We start from the raw sequence: 18,870 nt of genomic DNA, 5'->3' as shown, positions 1-18,870 counted from the left end.
TAAGGATACCATCATGCAAGTGCTGACCAATCACATTGGCTACTCGTTACACGGTGACAAATACGCGGTAATCGTCAGTGACAGCGACCTTCTCACCGGCACGCCCGTAGCACTGATTGCCCTGCCCCCTCTTAAGGGGACAGGCACATTTCTTAAGGGGACAGGCACATTTAGCACTGCCGATAAAACTGCCTCCTCTTCCGGGGACAGGCACTTTTCTTCCGGGGACAGACACTTTAACGAGGCCGCAGAAAGTGCAAACAATTTTACCGGGACAGGCACTTTAAAATTTACGGGGACAGACACTTTTGTTCGTGGGACAGACACAGTATCACTCGATAAAGTGGTCGCGCAGTTTGAATTACACCAAGGAACACAGTTAAACAACTGGCAGATGGGCACGGCTTATATCCTCGATTTTTCTGCCTTTGCGCATCGCGGACGCTATCAACTCGTGCTGTTAACAGACACACCGGTATATTCGCATCCGTTTGAGATCCGAGATGATTGCCTGTTTCACACCACGTTTTCCGACCTGCTGCATTACTTTAAATCGCAGCGGTGTAGCGGTATCTATGAACACGCGGATCAGCGCGCCAGGGTATTTGGCGCTGATGAACGCGTGGATGTAACCGGCGGTTGGTACGATGCCTCTGGCGATGTGAGCAAATACCTGAGCCACCTTTCCTATGCCAATTACTTTAATCCGCAACAAATCCCGCTATTGGCTTGGGGGCTGGCCGATCTTGCCAGCCAATTTAGCTCGGACACGCTGCCTGCGTTTATGCGTACACGCTTAGCTGATGAAGCGAAACACGGCGCCGATTTTCTTCTCCGTATGCAACACCCCAGTGGCTTTTTTTACATGACGGTGTTTGATCAATGGTCGAAAGATCCGGAGCGCCGCACCCTTTGCGCTTACGCGACGCAAGATGGGGTGATGAGTGAAGCTTACCAAGCCGGCTTTCGTCAAGGCGGCGGCATGGCGATTGCAGCCCTTGCCGCCGCAAGCAGAGCCTCACTTTGCTCAGAGCCTGACCAACAAACACGCTATTTAGACGCTGCCATTCGTGGCTACTGGCATTTGGTTGAACATAACCATCACTACCTTGATGACGGTGAGCCTAACATTATTGACGAAACCTGCGCCCTTCTCGCCGCATGCGAGTTGCATCACGCGACTCGGCAATCTACTGGGCAACCTACAGGGGACAGTCAACCTACCGGGGACAGTCACGCTTATTTAACGGGACAGGCACCTTTAGGTTCTGGAGATTATGGGGACAGACACATTAGTGCGAACGGTGACTGTCCCTTTTTGAGCGAGGCACGAGGTTGGATGCAAAAGCTGGTCGCACGGCAACGCAGTGATGAAACTTGCCAATATTATTGGTCGGCCAATGCTGATGGGAGTCGTCCGTTTTACCATGCCGCTGATGCAGGTCTGCCCGGGTTGGCGTTAGTTCGCTATCTCGATGTAGAAACCGAACCCAGTCACCAGGCTATCGCGCAAACAGCACTGGAACGCGCCTGCCAGTTTGAGCTGAGCCTAACACAAACTGCTGATAATCCATTCGCGTATCCGCGTCAGTACGTCAAACCCGTCGATGGCGTTAAACAGGTGCGTCACTTTATTCCTCACCACAATGAAACCGGCTATTGGTGGCAAGGCGAGAATGCACGCTTGGGGTCACTGGCGACCTTTGCGTGTCATGCAACGCACCATATTCAAGACGATGCGCTAAATGCTGCTCTCCACACCTTTAGCCAACGGGCGCTTAATTGGATCCTCGGTTTAAACCCATTTGATATCTGTATGCTCGATGGGCATGGCCACAACAACCCAGATTACCTACCGCACTTGGGCTTTTTTAATGCCAAAGGGGGGATCTGCAATGGCATTACCGCAGGGATGGAGGATGAAACACAGATTGCATTCAACCCCGCGCCATATTGCGATGATATGGCGCAAAACTGGCGATGGGGCGAGCAATGGTTGCCACATGCAAGCTGGTTTATGCTCGCCATCAGTGCGCAAACGCTGACTGGCAACGGTCACTCGAACAAGGAGAACACGTGATGACTTACCGCCTCGATCTGAGTGTGATCAACGAGTACCCTAATGACACTCCGCCCCGTAGCCGAATGGGGTTAACCTTGCATAATCTCACCGACTGTCCCTTAAATCAGCTGTCCATTGCGGTATTGTTTGATCGCTTCATCAACCCCAATACCCTTTCACAAGGCAGTATTGAGCAAGTTGGCAGCTATTGCGTCATTACACCGGCGCATCAAACACTCGATGCCAATGAGAGCTTATACATCGAGTTTGATGCCCTCACGCCGCCATTGCGGTTCCTTTGTGCGGGCTTTAAAGATGCGCTGCTCTATGCCAATGGCGAGCAATATTCAGTGATGCTCACCCCCATTAACTTGGCGCATACTCACACCACACGCTCATCGATTCCAGATGTTCATCCCGCCGAGCACGCCATTATTCCGGTGCCCAAATCGGTGCGCCACCAGCCAGGATACTTTACGCTTTCACCCACAACACCGTTAATCGCTGTCGATCCACAGGCGCTTCCCGCCGCGCAGTGGCTAAGCAACGAATGGGTTCGCATGTATCCGAAAACTGATATTGCACTCGATCCACGCCACCAAGATGCGATAACTGGCGATCATGCCATTATCTTAAGGCCGTTACCCGACTCCGCACTTCGAGATATTACACACCGTGATGAGGCCTATCAGCTCACCGTCACCGACCAAGGCGTGGTTATCCAAGCCTGTGCTAAGCGAGGATTTATTCACGGCTGCGCATCGCTGCTACAACTTAGTCAAGAGCAAGACACACAGCTTCGAATACCGGCAATAAAAATCAGCGATGCACCACGCTTTGCTTACCGAGGGATGATGCTCGATTGCGCGCGCCATTTTCATTCAGTCGACACGGTAAAGCGACTGATTAACCAGTTAGCCTATTTTAAGTTCAATACCTTTCACTGGCATTTAACCGACGATGAAGGCTGGCGACTGGAGATTAAAGCACTGCCTGAGTTGACACGCTATGGGAGTCAACGCGGCCCTAATACCCGCCTTGCCCCGCAGTTCAGTCACATTGCAGAACGTCACGAAGGTTATTATCGCCAAGAAGACGTGCGTGACGTAATTGAATACGCCGCGGCCCGCGGTATTACCGTCATTCCAGAAATTGATATTCCCGGCCACTGTCGCGCAGCCATTAAAGCGCTGCCTGATTGGCTACACGATGCCGACGATCGCTCGACTTACCGCAGCGTACAGCACTATACCGATAACGTATTATCGCCAGCCCTTGATGGCACGTATCGATTTTTAGATACGGTATTAAGTGAAGTCGCCGAGCTTTTCCCCGCCTCATGGGTTCATATTGGTGCCGATGAAGTCCCTGACGGAGTATGGACGGATAGCCAAATTTATCGGGACAGACGCATGAACGGAGAAACGACCGCTTCGCTACAGGGACAAATACTGACCTATGCTGAGCAAAAGCTTCGCGCCTTGGGCAAACGTATGGTTGGCTGGGAAGAAGTGCAGCACGGCGATAAAGTCAGCAAAAACACCGTGATCTATTCATGGCAAAGCGAAGATGCCGCACTGCATTGTGCGCAGCATGGTTTTGATGTGATTTTGACCCCCGGTCAGGCGACCTATCTCGATATGGTGCAAGATTATGCTGCCACCGAGCCCGGTCTCGACTGGGCGGGCGTCACGCCACTAGAAAAAGCCTACCAATATGAGCCGCTTGCAAGCCTCGCCAGTGACGATCCCGCCCGTGAGCATATGCTAGGCGTACAATGTGCACTCTGGAGTGAACTGATCACCAATCAGGACAGGCTCGATTACATGGTGTTTCCAAGGCTTACCGCCATTGCGGAAGCGGCCTGGAGCCACAGTGAGCGCCGTGACTGGCTCGATTATCTGGCCAGACTCAAAGCGCAATTACCGCGTTTAGACAAGTTCGGTATTCAATACCGTTCCCCTTGGGCATCGAACAAGTAGGCCGAATTCGCCCACCTGGCAGTGCTTCCTGCGCTGCCAGCTCTTTGCGCTCGCATCCCATCTGTTTATAATGCCCAGCCATTGTTGTCAGTCTGAGAGTGTTTTCGGCATGCTACGCCAAGAAATTAATACCCTACTCACCCCTATTCATGGTTTTCTGCACTGTCAAACCCCCGACAGTTGGATTGACGCGGCCATTCAGCCTGACAATCAATCGATTCTTTTGCGCGATCACGCAAACTGCGAATTAAAAGCCAGCCAAACCGCGATGTGGTTGATCCGTAAATATGCGGTTGACGCGGCGAGTGGCGAGCAACTGCTGGCATGGGCCAAACCCTATGAAGACTTTGTTTATCGCCGCATTCGCGATGGGATCTTCCACGCGCGCAAAAACGGTCTCAGTGCGCCTTTAACCCCTAAAGCGGGGTTTGCCCACGGCCAAGCCTTGATTGATAAAATGGTCCGGTTAATCAAAGAAGAGTTTCATCACTTTGAGCAAGTGATTGAAATCATGGACGCACGCGGTATTCCTTATCAACCGTTAGAAGCAGGTCGCTACGCCAAAGGATTAATGCGCGCGGCACGTACTCACGAACCGGCAACCTTGGTCGATAAACTGATTATTGGCGCCTACATTGAAGCACGCTCCTGCGAGCGCTTTGCCAAAGTCGCCCCACACCTCGATGATGAACTACAAAAGTTCTACATCTCGCTACTGCGCTCGGAAGCACGCCATTATCAAGATTACCTGACGCTCGCAGAAACCATCGCCGGCGAAGACATTCGCGACCGTATCCAAACCATCGGCGAGCGCGAAGCAGAGTTGATCCAAGCGCCCGACAGCCAATTCCGCTTTCACAGCGGCGCCCCTGCCTAACTTCTTATGGCAGCTTCTCTTTGTGGGGACAGGCACTTTTATTCAACGTGATTTCCTGCGGGGACAGGCACCTTTACACATGTCTCTACTAAGTTTCCTTTCCAGGGACAGGCACTTTTAGTTTTCGCCGGATACAAACACCTCTTGGTGACTGTCCTGGTAGTTTGCTTTATAGCCCGCTTGTCCTCGTTGTTTACTAATCGGGACAGACGCCTTTAGTAACTAACCAATCTCACAGTTACAGTATTTCTTGTACTGTCACGAAAAACCAGGCCAGAAAAGATGATAACTGTTTATTTATACAGTACCTTTTACATACACCCATCTACCAAAAGGGACTGACGATGACCAAAGCTCGCGCATCTTTAGTGAACCTAGCAGCAACACCCTATTATCATTGCGTCTCACGCTGCGTGCGCCGCTCTTTCCTGTGTGGCTATGACGCTCAATCGCAAAAAAGCTATGAGCATCGTCGCGCATGGATAGAAACGCGTTTACTTACACTAGCCAAAGCTTTTTGCATCGATATCTGCGCTTACGCCATTATGAGCAATCATTATCACGTTGTCCTACATATCAATGCAAAAGCCGCCCAATCCCTGACAAATATCGACGTAATTGACCGCTGGCTAGCCTTTCACCAGACTCCGGTACTCATCCAACGTTTTCGTCAGGGAGAATCTCTCTCCAAATCGGAGTACAAAGCGTGCTGTCGGATCATTGAGAGCTGGCGCGAGCGTTTGATGTCTGTCAGTTGGTTTATGAAGCTGCTCAATCAATATATTTCAGCGCAAGCGAACCGAGAAGATCAATGCACGGGGCATTTTTGGGAGGGACGCTTTAAAAGTCAGGCCTTGTTGGATGACAAAGCTCTGGCTGCGGCAATGGCCTATGTCGATTTAAACCCCGTGAGAGCAGGTATCGCCAAACAGCCCAAGCATTCGAATTACACATCGATAAAAAAGCGACTTGAATCACTCGAGCAAAACAAAGCGACCCCAGCAGGCTTATTCGCCTTTGCAGGAAATCCGAGGAAATCTATGCCCGACGGCATTCCGTTTCGGCTAATGGACTATTTAGCACTTGTTGAATGGACCTGCTACAAGGGACAAGACGCGGGCTCAAATCAGCGGCCTCCCCTACTCACACAGCTGAATATGTCGAGTGAAACCTGGTTGGCCACATGCGATCATTTAGAGTGCGGAAATGTTGTGGGCTCACTGTCGAGTATCCAAGCCGTATTACCGACACTGGGCCTAAAACGCATGACAGGCGTCATGATCCCAAATCGTTGAGGCTAGCACTAAAACACGCATCAATGCGTAAAGGAATCGTCATACTAGCCTGAAAATCTACCCTACCCAATAAGCCAGCACCATTATAAACACGAACAAAACACCTACCGCTTTTAAGAGCGGCTTTAGCCCTTTGGACCCACCTTCTGGGGGACTGATTACAACATCCCATATTACCCCCTCATCGTTATTTCCCCAGGATAAACCCTCCAGTTACAGGAAGGTAAAGGCATGTTCGGATTTTAAAGAGGTAAGATTTCATTAGAGATTTTACTAGAGAGATTTGAGATTTTACTAGTGATTTTACTAGGACAGGCATCTTAACAACGGCTTGCTGGTTACTAGTGGTGACTATCCCGGATAAAGCGGATAAAGCGAAAAGGGGATCTTGTTGGGACAGGCACATTAGCAATGCTGATAATTGTCCTATATAGCACGCTAGATGGAACAATCGCAGACAAGACATAAAGTGTCAGACGTAATGCGTCTGTCCCAACAAAAGACAGCTAATCAAAAGTGCCTGTCCCGCCAATGTTACCAATGTTGTCCCGCCAATGTTTTCTAATACGCTGTACTCAGAAATCTGTACTCTGTATCCTAATACTCACAAACATCTATCAAGGACAACAACGATGTGGTATCTCATTTATTCGCAAGACGTCGAGAACAGCCTACCGCTACGCAAGCAAGCGCGTGACGCACACCTTGAACGCTTACACCAACTGGAAAAAGAAAACCGCTTGATGATTGCCGGGCCAAACCCTGCCGTTGACAGCGACGAGCCAGGCGAAGCTGGGTTTACGGGCTCGACCGTTATTGCCTGGTTTGAGTCACTATCAGCCGCAAAGGCATGGGCCGACAAAGACCCTTATGTAGCCGCTGGCGTTTATGCTGAAGTGACCGTAAAACCGTTCAAAAAAGTGCTTCCGCAGGACCCAGCCTAATGCGATATATAAAAATACTGATGATGGCCTGCCTGGGGCTAGTACTCAGTGCATGTAGCAGCACCCAGCATGACCAAGCCGCAGAAGCCGCAATCCAACGTGCAGACATGATTGCACAGCTACTGCCGATGGATATTGAAGGCTACTCACTGGTTCGAGCACGTGCGCAAGATGCCATCATCGAGCTGACGCTTCTGGATAAGAATGCCAAAAAAGCACCAGGAGAGCTCTTTTCCGGTTTAAAACGTCGTTATTGCCAAGATAGCGACATACGCAGTATGTTAGACAGTGGTATCAGCTATACCATTTTGGTTCGCGATACCCGCGGCCGACAAATCCTCAATAGCGCTATCAATGCACCCAGCTGTGCTAGCTAATTAAGCACCAAGGCTGCTCCCACTCCACAGGTAAAGTAGGCCACAATTCGCCTTGGCTAGGGGGCAGCACATAGCTGTAGTGCTTATCCGGTTGGTCGTCGGCAAAACGACAGGTAAATTGCAGCCCATAAGCGTGTAAGTAGCCACGATCGGCAGGCTCGCCGCCATAGTAATCATCACCGATAAGCGGTGAGCCAATACTTTTCATCGCCACGCGAATTTGATGGGTTTTACCCGTGTAAGGCCGACAGAGAAAAAATCGCCGCCCCTCACCGCCTGCAATAGAGATAAAACGCGTCCTAGCAGGGTTATCTTTGCTGGCAAGCAACTTCCAACTGCCTCGCCGACCTTTACCCATATCGCCGACAATCAATCCCTGTTTCTTACGCGGCTTTTTCGCACTTAATGCCAAATAGCACTTTTCTATCTCGCGTGACGCGAACAATCCTGAGAGGACAGACGCCGCATGAGAGGACGTTGCCAGCAGCAGCAAGCCCGACGTCATCTTATCTAAACGATGTACAAGGTAGACCTTCTCAACCCCTATATACGCCGCGACCGCAGGCAACAGTGCCGCTTCATCGGTCTCTTTTTGCACGCTAACGCCATGGTGCTTGTTGATCACCACAAAGTGTTGGTTTTGGTCGACAATTGAAAACATAACGAAGGGATTTACCGGTTGGCCATTGAGGACAGGCATCATAACGGCTTCCCCCTCAGCCCGCTAGAGCAATCATAAAAGTGCCTGTCCCGTTAGTTGTCGTAAAGTGTCTGTCCTCGATAGCCCTGGTAGCTAAAGTGCCTGTCCCCGGTAGCTACCCCCCGGTAGCTAAACCCGCTTCACGCTCTCGCGCACCACCAGCGTTGGCTCGAGCTGCACCGTTTGACTTTCACTATTAGGGGCATCAAGTTTACTAAGAAGCGTTTCGACCGCTGCTTGACCGAGACGATATTTGGGCTGGTGAATGGTAGTCAGGGAAGGCGAGATAAATTTAGACAAGTGAATATCATCATATCCAATAATAGAGAGATCATCGGGTACGCAAATCCCTAGCGCGTTAGCAGCATTGATCGCGCCCATCGCCATCATGTCATTGCCTGCAAAAATAGCGGTGGGTGAGGATCCACACTCAGCAATCGCCTGCAAACCTTGATAGCCGCCTTCACACTCAAAGTCCGCTTCCACCATCCAATGTGGATTTTCAGTAAGTCCAGCATCGCGCAGTGCATCTTTAAAGCCTTGAAAACGCATTTGCGCTTGATACCTAACAAGAGGCCCACTGATGCAGCCAATCTGGCGGTGACCACAATCAATTAAGTGCTGGGTCGCTAAATAGCCGCCTTGATAGGAATTGTCTTGGATTTTATCGCAGGTAAAATCGATCGGTCCCCAATCCATCACCACCACAGGAATATCCGGATAACGATCAAAGCCTTCAATCCGCTCCCCTTCCATGGTGGAGCACATCAAAATCAAGCCATCGACCCGCTTTTGCAGCAGCGTATCAATCGAGGCACGCATGCGTTCAGCATCACCTTCCGTGTTGCACAGAATCAAACTGTAGCCATTGTGGTAACAACTGCGCTCGACGCCTTTTACCACTTCACCAAAAAACGGGTTGGTAGAGGTTGTCACCAGCATGCCAAACGTTTTAGTACGATTGACTTTTAAACTGCGCGCCAATGCCGAGGGAGCATAGTAGTTTAGCTCTTTCGCAGCTTGGTTAACCTTCTCAGCAATCGTCTCACTGACATAGCGGGTGTTGTTAATCACATGACTGACCGTCGACGTCGACACGCCCGCCCGTTTGGCTATATCTTTCATGGTCGCCATTTATCGCACTCCGCTACCAAGGTTGAAATGAAGATTAGGCATCTTGATGGGCTAAAAACGCATCGATATCCACGCGCGAGGGAATCGACGTTTGTGCGCCACGCTGAGTGACGGATAAAGCGGCCGCGGCATGCGCAAACCGAATCGCCTGATCAAGTGTCTGTCCCTCTATCAATCCAGTGACGAGTGCGCCATTAAAGGTATCGCCAGCGGCGGTGGTATCCACAGCATCGACAACAAAACCCGGGATTAATCTCTCTTCCTTTCGCGCTTTGTCACTCAGCCACACGCCCTGTTTACCCATAGTGATCAGCACCGTCTCAATCCCTTTTTGGTGCAGCACATTTGATGCCGCTTGCGCACTCTCAGAATCTGTCACCGCAATACCCGTCAGACTTTGTGCTTCTGTTTCATTCGGCGTGATAATGTCGACCGCCGCCAAAAGCGCATCGCTCAAAGAAGCCGCAGGGGCCGGATTAAGCACCACTTGGGTATTTGACGCTTTGGCATGAAAAGCCGCTTTCTCAATGCCGCACATCGGCGTTTCTAACTGCATCAACAAGTAACCGGCTTGGGCTATTTTATCGAGATCGGCGGTAATGGCCTCCGCTGTCAGCGCCGCATTGGCCTCCGCCGATAACGCGATACTGTTCTCACCTTGATCAGTGACTTGAATCATCGCAATCCCGGTCGGCGTATTCGCCTGTACCTTCATCGCACTGACATCCATCCCCTCTTGCGCATAACACTGACGAATCTGCTGGCCAAAGGCATCGTCCCCCACACTGGCAATAAAGGCGACATCCGCACCGCAACGCACCGCCGCCACCGCTTGATTTGCGCCTTTGCCACCCGCAATCACCGCATAATCTCGACCGTGTAATGTCTCTCCGGGACGCGGAAAACTGGAGACGCGTAAAACATGATCGGCATTAACACTGCCGAGCACAACTAATGGACTCATTACCCTTCCTTACCGTTCAATCAATCGCGCACCGTCCAACACACTCGGCCAGACGGTGCTTATTATTGTATTTTCCCGTGCGACCCTTATTCAGCGATCGTTTCTTGACTGATCACTTTAAGCGGTACCGGAATATAGCTGTCGACTGATTCGCCTTTCAGCACTTTATCCGCCGTTTCAACACCGAGCTCACCAATCATACCCGGCTGCTGAGCGATAGTCGCTGCCAAGTGGCCACGTTCTACTGCGGCAATGCCATCTTTAGTGCCATCAAAGCCCACAATAGTGACATCTTTGCCTGATGCCTGCACCGCACGCAACGCGCCAAACGCCATTTCATCGTTTTGTGCAAACACCGCCTGCACCTCTGGATACGCAGCAAGCAAGTTCTCCATCACATTCAGACCTTTGGTGCGGTCAAAATCCGCTGGCTGACTGGCCAGTAACTCTACATCCGTACCTTCAATCGCATCCATAAAGCCTTCACCCCGTTCACCGACTTTACCCATGACAAACTGGCAATCAAGGCAGCCAGCGCTTTCATTCTTTAGCCCGATTTATATGTAACGCATTGTTTTTAATTTATAATTGAAAACAAATAAAAGTGTCTGTCCCACTAACTACCTACTAAAGTGTCTGTCCCACTAACTACACTCTAACTAAAACTAACTAACTGACTGACTAACTGACCTGACACTGGAGAGCACTGAGAACACCTTAATACAATCAATAAAAAAAGATTTTAAAACAGATTAAATGATGAGCAAAACGCCCTAATAATGTGATGCGTGTTACATATATTATGATTTATAGATATCTAAAAACAAAAACATGAGAGGTATCACTTTTATTTTTCTAGGTAAATTTACTATACAAAAAAACAAAAGCCGTAGTTAGGAGTAGTACCATGAATAAAAAAATGATTGCTGTCGCGTTGAGTGGGCTTATTGCACTCTCTGCTTCATCCGGTTCATTGGCTGCCAATGAGCCAACAGTGCAATCTAATGTCGACTACAGCCAATTTATTAGTAAGCGACAAGTCGTGGATCAGTTGCTTGAGGATGCTCTAATAGCCTTTAAATCACCGTCTCGTATATCTCATGCAGGCTTTACTGCCAAAATGCCAAGTAATATGGAAATAGTCACAAATAGGCTACTCGAGGCATACGAACTTGAGCCATATCGGACTGATTTGTTGATTTCAGCAGCTAATGCTCAAATCTATAATAAAAACGTCGAGCGGGCGATAGCATTGTTCGAACAAGGGCTAACAGTGGCACCCGATGATGTGGACATTCATTCTTATCTTGCGGTATGGCAGAGATTTGAGGGGAACGAAACGGCTTCGAATAATCACATGAAAGCTATTGCTGATCTAAGTTCAGCTAGGCATGACGACCTAAAACGCATTTTCAGTACGATTGATCGCATTGTGGCTACACCATTAAAAGATAAATCTGATAAGCATTACGATGGTAATACAGCAATCGTTACATTGGGTTACGCACTAAACCCAGATGGTACGATGCATGAAATTTTAATAAAGCGTCTCGAAGCGACATTAGAGATGGCTAACAAGTATCAAGATTCAGTCATCGTTTTAACTGGTGGTGTACCGAAAAACCATCAAACTGAAGGTCGCCTCATGGCAAATTGGCTAGTTGAGCGTGGGATTGAACAGGACAGAATTATTGAAGAAAACTATGCAACAAGCACAGTCGATAATGCATTGTATAGTCGCTATGCACTCGCACGACACAATATAGACCACGCTACCATTATAAGCTCTGCGAGCCACGTTCGAAGAGGGCAAACCCTATTTGAAGTGGCAAGTTGGAAAACTGGCCCCCAAGGAATTACTTTTGATACCGTTGCCTATCCTGATAAACCGCTAGATCAATTGCAAAAGGCTAGTACCAATGAGCTTCTCGGCATATATAGAGATGCGCTCCGTACTTACGGCATGTGGAGTTATCGTTCAAAACCACTCATAGCGCGGTAGACGCAATATCGCCCGTTTTTTCTAAGGTATCAGTAACTGATCAGCAATGCCGCTTACCATTAGGTAGGCGGCATTTAAGTGATAAAAACAAACATCAATTAGCTATGCTTTTAAATACTATACGTGCCCCAGAGACACCATCAAGCCTAAAGTGCCTGTCCCGATAGAGAAATACGGATAGAGCCCCTAAGGCCCACTATGCTAGGAGCTCGGCCCTTTAGACTTTTCTTCCGCCTTTTCGTCATTCTCCGGCTGATCACTCAAACCCGGTACCGCCTGGCAAAATGTGCACTCTTCATTATCCACCGAAGCACCGCCTGCCTCCACATAACGAATCCGATGACTGCCTTTGTCCCGATTGGCAGATACGGCAAACCGCCGTTGCTCACGCTCAGGTATCGTCTTTTCTGTGTCATGATTAGCCATGGGTTGTCTCCTTAAAATACCGGGAACCGCTTCGTTAAAATCAAGCCTAGGTCGGCATAAGCCCCAGCACAATGCCAATAATTATTACAATGTATACCGCGCGTAGTGCAACTAACGCCATCCGACATTAAAGCCAAATATTACCCCCGCTCGTGACAGACACCCAGGCGGCATAATGCATTGTTGTTGACATAATACAGGGATTTGTGTGATGGACGCCAATGCGATCACAGAGCTAAAGTGCCTGTCCCCATAAAGAAATCAAGAGACCAAGTGCCTGTCCTGGTAAACTGGTACCAATGCGATCATAGAGCTAAAGTGCCTGTCCTCATAAAGAAAAGTGCCTGTCCTGGTAAAAAAGACAAAAAAAGGGCGCCATTGTGGCGCCACGGAAGTTGATAGGCAGAGGTCGACGTTATGCGGGGACAGGCGTCTCTTGCTTTTGCTCGGCACTTTTAGTTGGATTGCCAAGGTAAACATGCTGATACGCATAATTTGTGGCTTCAATGTAGCCTTCAACCGAACCACAGTCGAATCGCTCACCTTCAAATTCATAGGCTAATACGCAGCCACGTTGGGCTTGTTCAAGCAACGCATCCGTGATTTGGATCTCACCACCTTTGCCTGGCTGCGTATTCTCCAAAATATCAAAAATATCGGGCGTGAGAATATAACGGCCAATGATCGCCATATTGCTTGGTGCATCTTCCGGGGCGGGTTTTTCAACCATATTGTCCACACGGAATAATCCAGACTCCAATTGACAACCACTGATCACACCATATTTATGGGTTTCTTCTTCCGGTACACGTTGTACAGCGACAATGGAACAGCGATAGTGGTTATAGAGATCAACCATTTGTTTTAACACAGTGTCGCCGCTCAAATTCAAGCAGAGGTCATCAGCAAGCACGACGGCAAAAGGGTTATCACCAATGAGTTGCTTACCGGTTAAAATGGCGTGCCCCAACCCCTTCATTTCATTCTGGCGAATATAAGTAAATGACGCCGCATTGATCAAAGATCGCACTTCAGTCAGCAAGGCTTCTTTTTGGGTCCCGCTAATTTGATGCTCAAGCTCATAGTTTTTATCAAAATGATCCATCAAGGCATGCTTACCCCGACCCGTCACAATACCCATATGTTTTACGCCAGCTTGAATGGCTTCATCCACGCCGTACTCAATCAATGGTTTATTAACAATGGGCATCATTTCTTTTGGCATGGATTTCGTCGCGGGCAAAAAACGGGTGCCATAGCCGGCGGCAGGGAATAAGCAGTGCTTAATCATGATCTCTCCTAGCATTCTAACGTTGTTTTTTATATAAAGATGAATAGCTGACAATGTGTAAAAAAGGGCAACGTGTTCTCACATTGCCCTTTATGCCTTTACTTAGCGCTTCGAGTTATCCCGCAACGCCACTATTGATAGCTGTAATTATAGTAACCATAGTTACCGCCATACGTGCTTGAGGCTTTACGCACCACGCCATTGAGGACAAAGCCTTTTACATTAACGCCGGCTTGTTCAAACCGTTGTTTAGTGACCTCGATTTCTTTCACAGGGTTTTCACCAAAGCGGCCTACTAGCAAGGTTGTGCCCGCGTGTGCCCCCACAATGGCGGCATCGGTCACGGCTAAAATAGGTGGCGTATCAATAATAACAATGTCGTATTGTTCGCTTGCCCACTCCAGTAACGCTTTAAACCGCGGATGCATTAATAATTCAGAGGGATTCGGCGGCACCTGGCCACGCGTTAATACATCTAAATTCTCCAACACCTGATGATGAATCACCGCCTCACGCTCAGATTTCCCTGCCAAGCAATCAGAGAGGCCCTGATCCGCTTTCAAACTAAATTGGTGGTGCAAAAAGCCCTTTCGCATATCTGAATCGATGACTAGCACTCGCTGGCCACTTTTTGCCAATACGCCAGCCATATTCGCAGACACAAACGACTTACCAATACCAGGGCTGGGTCCTGAGAACATCAATACATTATTGGCGGACTCCATCATCGCAAAGTGCAAACTAGTACGCAGTCCACGAAGCGCTTCAATTGACAGATCCGCTGGATTAACCGACGCCAATAAACTCTCGCTTGCCGTTCGGATTTCTTTCTTCTGGCGTTTTTTCTCAATATCTTGCTGCATCGATGAAAGCGGGATACTGGCATACACAGGTAAACCGATCGCCTCAATATCATCTGGGTTTTCAACGCCACGGTTAAATGCCGCCTTCAATAGCACAACACCAACCCCGATCATGCCGCCAAGTAGCGTTGCGATCACTGCGATCAACGGCTTTTTCGGCTTAACAGGCGACTCATAGGTTTGCGCATCATCGATGATACGCACGTTACCCACGGTACTGGCTTTCATAATATTCAGCTCTTGGACCTTGTTTAAAAGCTGCACATAAATCGCCTGATTCACCTCAACATCGCGCCTTAAGCGCAACACTTCGCGCTGTGTTTTGGGCAGTTTTTGCGTTTGAGCTTCAACACGCTTTTTCTCACCGAGCAAGGTTTTTCGTTTATCTAGCAACGAAAGATAGGCCGGGTGCTCTTTAGTAAATTTCTGCGCCAATTCACTTTCTTTAAACGTCAGCTCGTTAAGCTGTTTTTCAACCGAGAGCATAGTATCGAGCGAGGCTTTCGCTTCCATCGATAAATCAACCGAATCGTTTTCTTGGCGAAATTTATTCAGCTTATTCTCCGCCGTGGTCAACTCTGCTTTCACGCCCGGCAAATGCCCTTGTAAAAACGCCAAGCTCTTTTCTGCTTCAGCGGCATCACGTTTCACATTCTGCATGAAGTAGTTTTGGGCAATGTCGCTCAGCACCTTCTCGATACGGGCTTTGTCCTCACCTTGGTAAGAAAGCGACAGAATACCGGTTTGCTTGCCGCGCTCACTGACCGAGAGTCCATCTTGCATCGCTCTAATCGCACGTAAGCGGCTGATTTTTGACAACGTAAACGTGTCGCCTTTGTCCGCCTTGAGGTCAGCAACAAAAAGATGAAAACCATCATCCATAGCCGCTTTGCCTACTTGGCCTTGAAGCACACGCACATCGTCACTGTTAAACAGCGAATACTGTCCATCGGCATCCACGTTCAAACGAAACGGCTGGCTGTCATAGCCCTCTGGGATCTCAAAACGGCTAATCGCAATGCTGTTTTGGTTACCGGTTAAACGCGCCAATCCTTTCCCAACCATAGGAAAATAATTCGGCTCAGCCACTGTGGTTAAGTTATATTTATCCACGGTTTTGCCTAACACCATCCGCGAGCGGATCAGCTCTATTTCGGTGCTAGCCGAGCTGTCACTGGCAAACAGATCACTCGCCCCTTCGCCAAGTAACGAGGACATTCCGCCCTCTTTTTGCTCAACCTGGATAAGTGCATCCGCTTTATAAATCGGTGTTGCTAATAACGCAAAGGCAACACCCATGGCAGCAAATAACGCTGTAAAACCAATAATCCACCACTTACCATCAACTAAATGGCCAAGCAATTTACTCAGATCAATCTCGTCATCGTTACTCACCGATGACGTACTATGTGTTTGTTGGGTCATTATTCTACTCTTGGGTCCAATCAGGCTCTCACTGTCCAATGATGACCATGGCTAGATACCACGGGCCCGTTTATCGCAATACACTGCACCATTTTTCTGCGGCTTGTGCGATTAAATCATACGCATGTTCAAACGCCTCATCGCTTTGACGATAAGGGTCGGGAATCTCTTTATGTGCCGACAAATAATGGCCAAATAGCATGGTTTTCCCGCGAGCTTCGGGCGCAATGCGGCATACTTCATCTTTGTGCCCCGCTTCCATCACCAAGATCAAATCATGATCACGGCACATCGATGCAGTCAGCTGGCGCGCCTCATGGCCCGATAAATCAACACCATGATCCGCGGCCACACGCAACGCACGCTCATTCGCTGGTTTCCCCACCAAGGCACCGATACCGGCTGACGCAATATTTTTATCGGGTAATGCCGCGCGTAGCAGCCGCTCACCCGTTGGGGAGCGACAGATATTGCCAACACAAACAACCAAAATATTATCAAACATAGGCGTTACCCATTATCGTGGCCACGTTTCAATTCGAAGGGCACCTTCAGTTAACTCATTAAAGCCAGAAATGGTTGGCAACAATGAACGCACAACACGGTTCCAACGAGCAATCGGCGCGGCCGTCACATACACCACATCGTACGGTTGCAGATCAAACTCCGTCCCCACAGCAAGTGCGGTAGCGTCTTGCACATTTAACTGATAAACATCCGCGACAGGTTCGGATTTTTCATAACGTGGGCTGTCCGGCACCTGTTTAGCGGTGCTGCGAATCACAAACACCCCGGTTGCGTCAGCTTCTAGCTCATCAATGCCCCCGACCGAGCTCAACGCTTCGGTTAAACTCATGCCCACGCGATCGATTTTCAGCATTTTGGGATCATTCACTTCCCCCAACACAAACACTTTTTGGCCATCATTGCGGGGCACATGAAGAATATCGCCATCCTGCAACAAACGATTTTGGGTTAAATCGCCCTTTTGCATCAGCGCGTACAACGACATGCTTTGTTCTTCGCCGCGCTTGGTTAAGGTCACATTGCGCCAATCGGCAAACTCAGTGATCCCGCCGGCGTGATTCACCGCATCTAAAATAGTGGTAGGAATATTGGTGATCGGCTGATAACCCGGCTTTTTCACTTCACCCGTAATATACGATTTTTGCGAGCGAAAGGCGGCGACATTGACATCAACTTGGGGCTTTTCAATATACGTGGCGAGGCGCTTAGCAATATCATCACGCACTTCTTGTACCGTTTTACCCGCAACATACACTTGGCCAATGTAAGGATAAAAAATGGTGCCGTCATTGTGCACCCAGTTGCCGGCTTCAGCAGAGCTGCGGTACGATCCCGCCGGAATGGTCAGTTCAGGGTGATCCCAGATAGTAACGTTAAGCACATCCCCCGGACCGATGCGATACTCGTAGTTTTGTATTTTCTGATCGAGTTCAGGATTCACCTGCGCCAAGGTTCGCCCACGCTGACGGTTTAACTGTTTAATATAAGAGGGAGTGAGCGGGTGAATATTGACCTGCTGCGAGAGATCACCTGCAGGCTGGCCCACGATATTTTTATCGCTTGGATCAAAGTGAGATCCCGGCATTGTACACCCGGCCAGAGCAAGCGTGCTCATAGCGACAAAACAAAAAGGTTTTAACACAACATCATCCTGGTTTTTGTTGTAAATTCCGCTGAACGGTAAAGCAATCGATGCGTGACTGACGATCCACAAACACACCCAACCTTTGTGACTTTTTATCAAGCTAAATCGCCGACAAAAAATTGGACGCACTCAAAGCCAGTACAGTAATAGCCTGCGGATAATACAGACATCAAGACGTGAAATAAACCCCCTACTCAATCGATGTAAAACGCATAAATTTACCAACAAAAGGCTGTAACACTCAGATCTTTCTGGCACAATAGCGCCCAACAAGTGTGATACATTTACAAACCGCGATGAAATCGGTAGGTTAAAAGCGTGTCTGCTTAAATAGACCCGACTTAGTGAACACTAAGTGAGCATTAAGCTGACATTGTTTATATAGACAGTTTTAAATAAAACTATCCATGGAGAGTGTAATGAAAAAAGTAGCAACAGGCCTTATCGCTATGCTGTTCGCTGCCGGCGCAATGGCAGCAGGCGAGTCTGCTGGCACCGCAGCAGGAAGCAGTACCGGTGGCGCTACCTCAGGCACAGCCGCGTCTGCAAGCGCGGGTACCGCGAGCACAGGTGCAGCCAGTGCGGGCGCAAGCACCGCAGCCGCAGGCGGCGCAGCGGGTGCAGCCGGTGCAGCCGGTGCCGGTTCAGCCGCCTTTGGTGGCCTAGGTATTGGTGCAATCGCAGCAGGTACCGCCGCGGCCGTAACGGTTGGCACTGCCGTGGCCGCAGCCAGTGATGATGGCAACACAGGCACAACGGCAACGGGCACAGTAACCACTGGCGGTTAATGCTGGCTAACCCAAAACAACCGCCCTGGGTGGCGGTTGTTTTTTTCTTATTCTACGACGTACCGAGC

The 18,870-nt window shown here is 49.2% G+C and carries 16 protein-coding genes and 1 pseudogene; 8 read left to right on the top strand and 9 right to left on the bottom strand.

Annotated elements, in window-relative coordinates:
* The first annotated feature begins 13 nt into the window (after window positions 1–13).
* The 6 genes from BZG76_RS09850 to gspS2 all read left to right on the top strand — a co-directional run bounded on the left by BZG76_RS09850 (window position 14) and on the right by gspS2 (window position 7,537).
* Window positions 14–2,080 carry a glycoside hydrolase family 9 protein gene (locus tag BZG76_RS09850; protein WP_241824078.1) on the top strand — a complete coding sequence of 689 codons (2,067 nt, stop codon included), beginning with the start codon at window positions 14–16 and terminating at the stop codon, window positions 2,078–2,080.
* A complete protein-coding gene (locus BZG76_RS09845; protein ID WP_077461205.1) occupies window positions 2,080–4,044 on the top strand; it encodes a beta-N-acetylhexosaminidase in 1,965 nt (654 codons plus the stop codon). The genes BZG76_RS09850 and BZG76_RS09845 overlap by 1 nt, the downstream gene beginning before the upstream one ends.
* A 109-nt stretch (window positions 4,045–4,153) precedes the next feature.
* Window positions 4,154–4,921, top strand: coding sequence for a tRNA isopentenyl-2-thiomethyl-A-37 hydroxylase MiaE (miaE, locus tag BZG76_RS09840; protein WP_077461204.1), 768 nt, complete (start codon window positions 4,154–4,156; stop codon window positions 4,919–4,921).
* Window positions 4,922–5,265: 344 nt separating this feature from the next.
* The gene (locus BZG76_RS09835) at window positions 5,266–6,216 is read left to right on the top strand and encodes a transposase (RefSeq protein ID WP_077461203.1); all 951 of its coding nucleotides are present in this window, start codon (window positions 5,266–5,268) and stop codon (window positions 6,214–6,216) included.
* A 632-nt stretch (window positions 6,217–6,848) separates the two neighbouring features.
* Entirely contained in the window at window positions 6,849–7,160 is a 312-nt protein-coding gene (locus tag BZG76_RS09830) for a YciI family protein (protein ID WP_077461202.1), read from the top strand.
* Window positions 7,160–7,537 carry a type II secretion system pilot lipoprotein GspS-beta gene (gspS2, locus tag BZG76_RS09825; RefSeq protein ID WP_077461201.1) on the top strand — a complete coding sequence of 126 codons (378 nt, stop codon included), beginning with the start codon at window positions 7,160–7,162 and terminating at the stop codon, window positions 7,535–7,537. Before BZG76_RS09830 ends, gspS2 begins: the two co-directional genes overlap by 1 nt.
* Here the strand turns inward: gspS2 and BZG76_RS09820 are convergent.
* From BZG76_RS09820 to BZG76_RS09805, 4 genes and pseudogenes are all read right to left on the bottom strand, one after another.
* Window positions 7,530–8,198 carry a TIGR01621 family pseudouridine synthase gene (locus tag BZG76_RS09820; RefSeq protein WP_077461321.1) on the bottom strand — a complete coding sequence of 223 codons (669 nt, stop codon included), beginning with the start codon at window positions 8,196–8,198 and terminating at the stop codon, window positions 7,530–7,532. The genes gspS2 and BZG76_RS09820 overlap by 8 nt on opposite strands.
* 168 nt (window positions 8,199–8,366) lie before the next feature.
* A complete protein-coding gene (locus tag BZG76_RS09815; protein ID WP_077461200.1) occupies window positions 8,367–9,371 on the bottom strand; it encodes a substrate-binding domain-containing protein in 1,005 nt (334 codons plus the stop codon).
* Window positions 9,372–9,405: 34 nt separating this feature from the next.
* Complete coding sequence (rbsK, locus tag BZG76_RS09810) at window positions 9,406–10,335, bottom strand: ribokinase (protein ID WP_077461199.1); 930 nt, start codon at window positions 10,333–10,335, stop codon at window positions 9,406–9,408.
* An 86-nt stretch (window positions 10,336–10,421) separates the two neighbouring features.
* Window positions 10,422–10,829, bottom strand: a pseudogene (locus BZG76_RS09805) (substrate-binding domain-containing protein); the annotation flags it as partial.
* A gap of 413 nt (window positions 10,830–11,242) precedes the next feature.
* Between BZG76_RS09805 and BZG76_RS09800 the strand changes: the two are divergent.
* Complete coding sequence (locus BZG76_RS09800; RefSeq protein WP_077461198.1) at window positions 11,243–12,337, top strand: YdcF family protein; 1,095 nt, start codon at window positions 11,243–11,245, stop codon at window positions 12,335–12,337.
* 201 nt (window positions 12,338–12,538) lie between these two features.
* On the opposite strand, the gene BZG76_RS09795 is transcribed toward BZG76_RS09800, so the two are convergent.
* The 5 genes from BZG76_RS09795 to BZG76_RS09775 form a co-directional block, all read right to left on the bottom strand.
* Entirely contained in the window at window positions 12,539–12,763 is a 225-nt protein-coding gene (locus tag BZG76_RS09795) for a hypothetical protein (RefSeq protein WP_077461197.1), read from the bottom strand.
* Between the two features lie 415 nt (window positions 12,764–13,178).
* Window positions 13,179–14,054: a UTP--glucose-1-phosphate uridylyltransferase GalU gene (galU, locus tag BZG76_RS09790; protein ID WP_077461196.1), complete on the bottom strand. Its 876-nt coding sequence runs from the start codon at window positions 14,052–14,054 to the stop codon at window positions 13,179–13,181.
* Between the two features lie 131 nt (window positions 14,055–14,185).
* Window positions 14,186–16,342 carry a polysaccharide biosynthesis tyrosine autokinase gene (locus tag BZG76_RS09785; protein ID WP_077461195.1) on the bottom strand — a complete coding sequence of 719 codons (2,157 nt, stop codon included), beginning with the start codon at window positions 16,340–16,342 and terminating at the stop codon, window positions 14,186–14,188.
* A 70-nt stretch (window positions 16,343–16,412) separates the two neighbouring features.
* Window positions 16,413–16,847 carry a low molecular weight protein-tyrosine-phosphatase gene (locus BZG76_RS09780; RefSeq protein WP_077461194.1) on the bottom strand — a complete coding sequence of 145 codons (435 nt, stop codon included), beginning with the start codon at window positions 16,845–16,847 and terminating at the stop codon, window positions 16,413–16,415.
* Window positions 16,848–16,859: 12 nt separating this feature from the next.
* Window positions 16,860–18,011: a polysaccharide export protein gene (locus tag BZG76_RS09775; protein ID WP_083733043.1), complete on the bottom strand. Its 1,152-nt coding sequence runs from the start codon at window positions 18,009–18,011 to the stop codon at window positions 16,860–16,862.
* A gap of 422 nt (window positions 18,012–18,433) precedes the next feature.
* Between BZG76_RS09775 and BZG76_RS09770 the strand changes: the two genes are divergently transcribed.
* Window positions 18,434–18,802, top strand: coding sequence for a hypothetical protein (locus tag BZG76_RS09770; protein WP_077461193.1), 369 nt, complete (start codon window positions 18,434–18,436; stop codon window positions 18,800–18,802).
* The last annotated feature ends 68 nt before the right edge of the window (window positions 18,803–18,870 follow it).

This window comes from Salinivibrio sp. AR647 (assembly GCF_001995415.1).
Taxonomy (GTDB): domain Bacteria; phylum Pseudomonadota; class Gammaproteobacteria; order Enterobacterales; family Vibrionaceae; genus Salinivibrio; species Salinivibrio costicola.
Note: the sequence above shows the minus strand (reverse complement) of the source record. Positions and strands in the feature narration are given on the sequence as shown.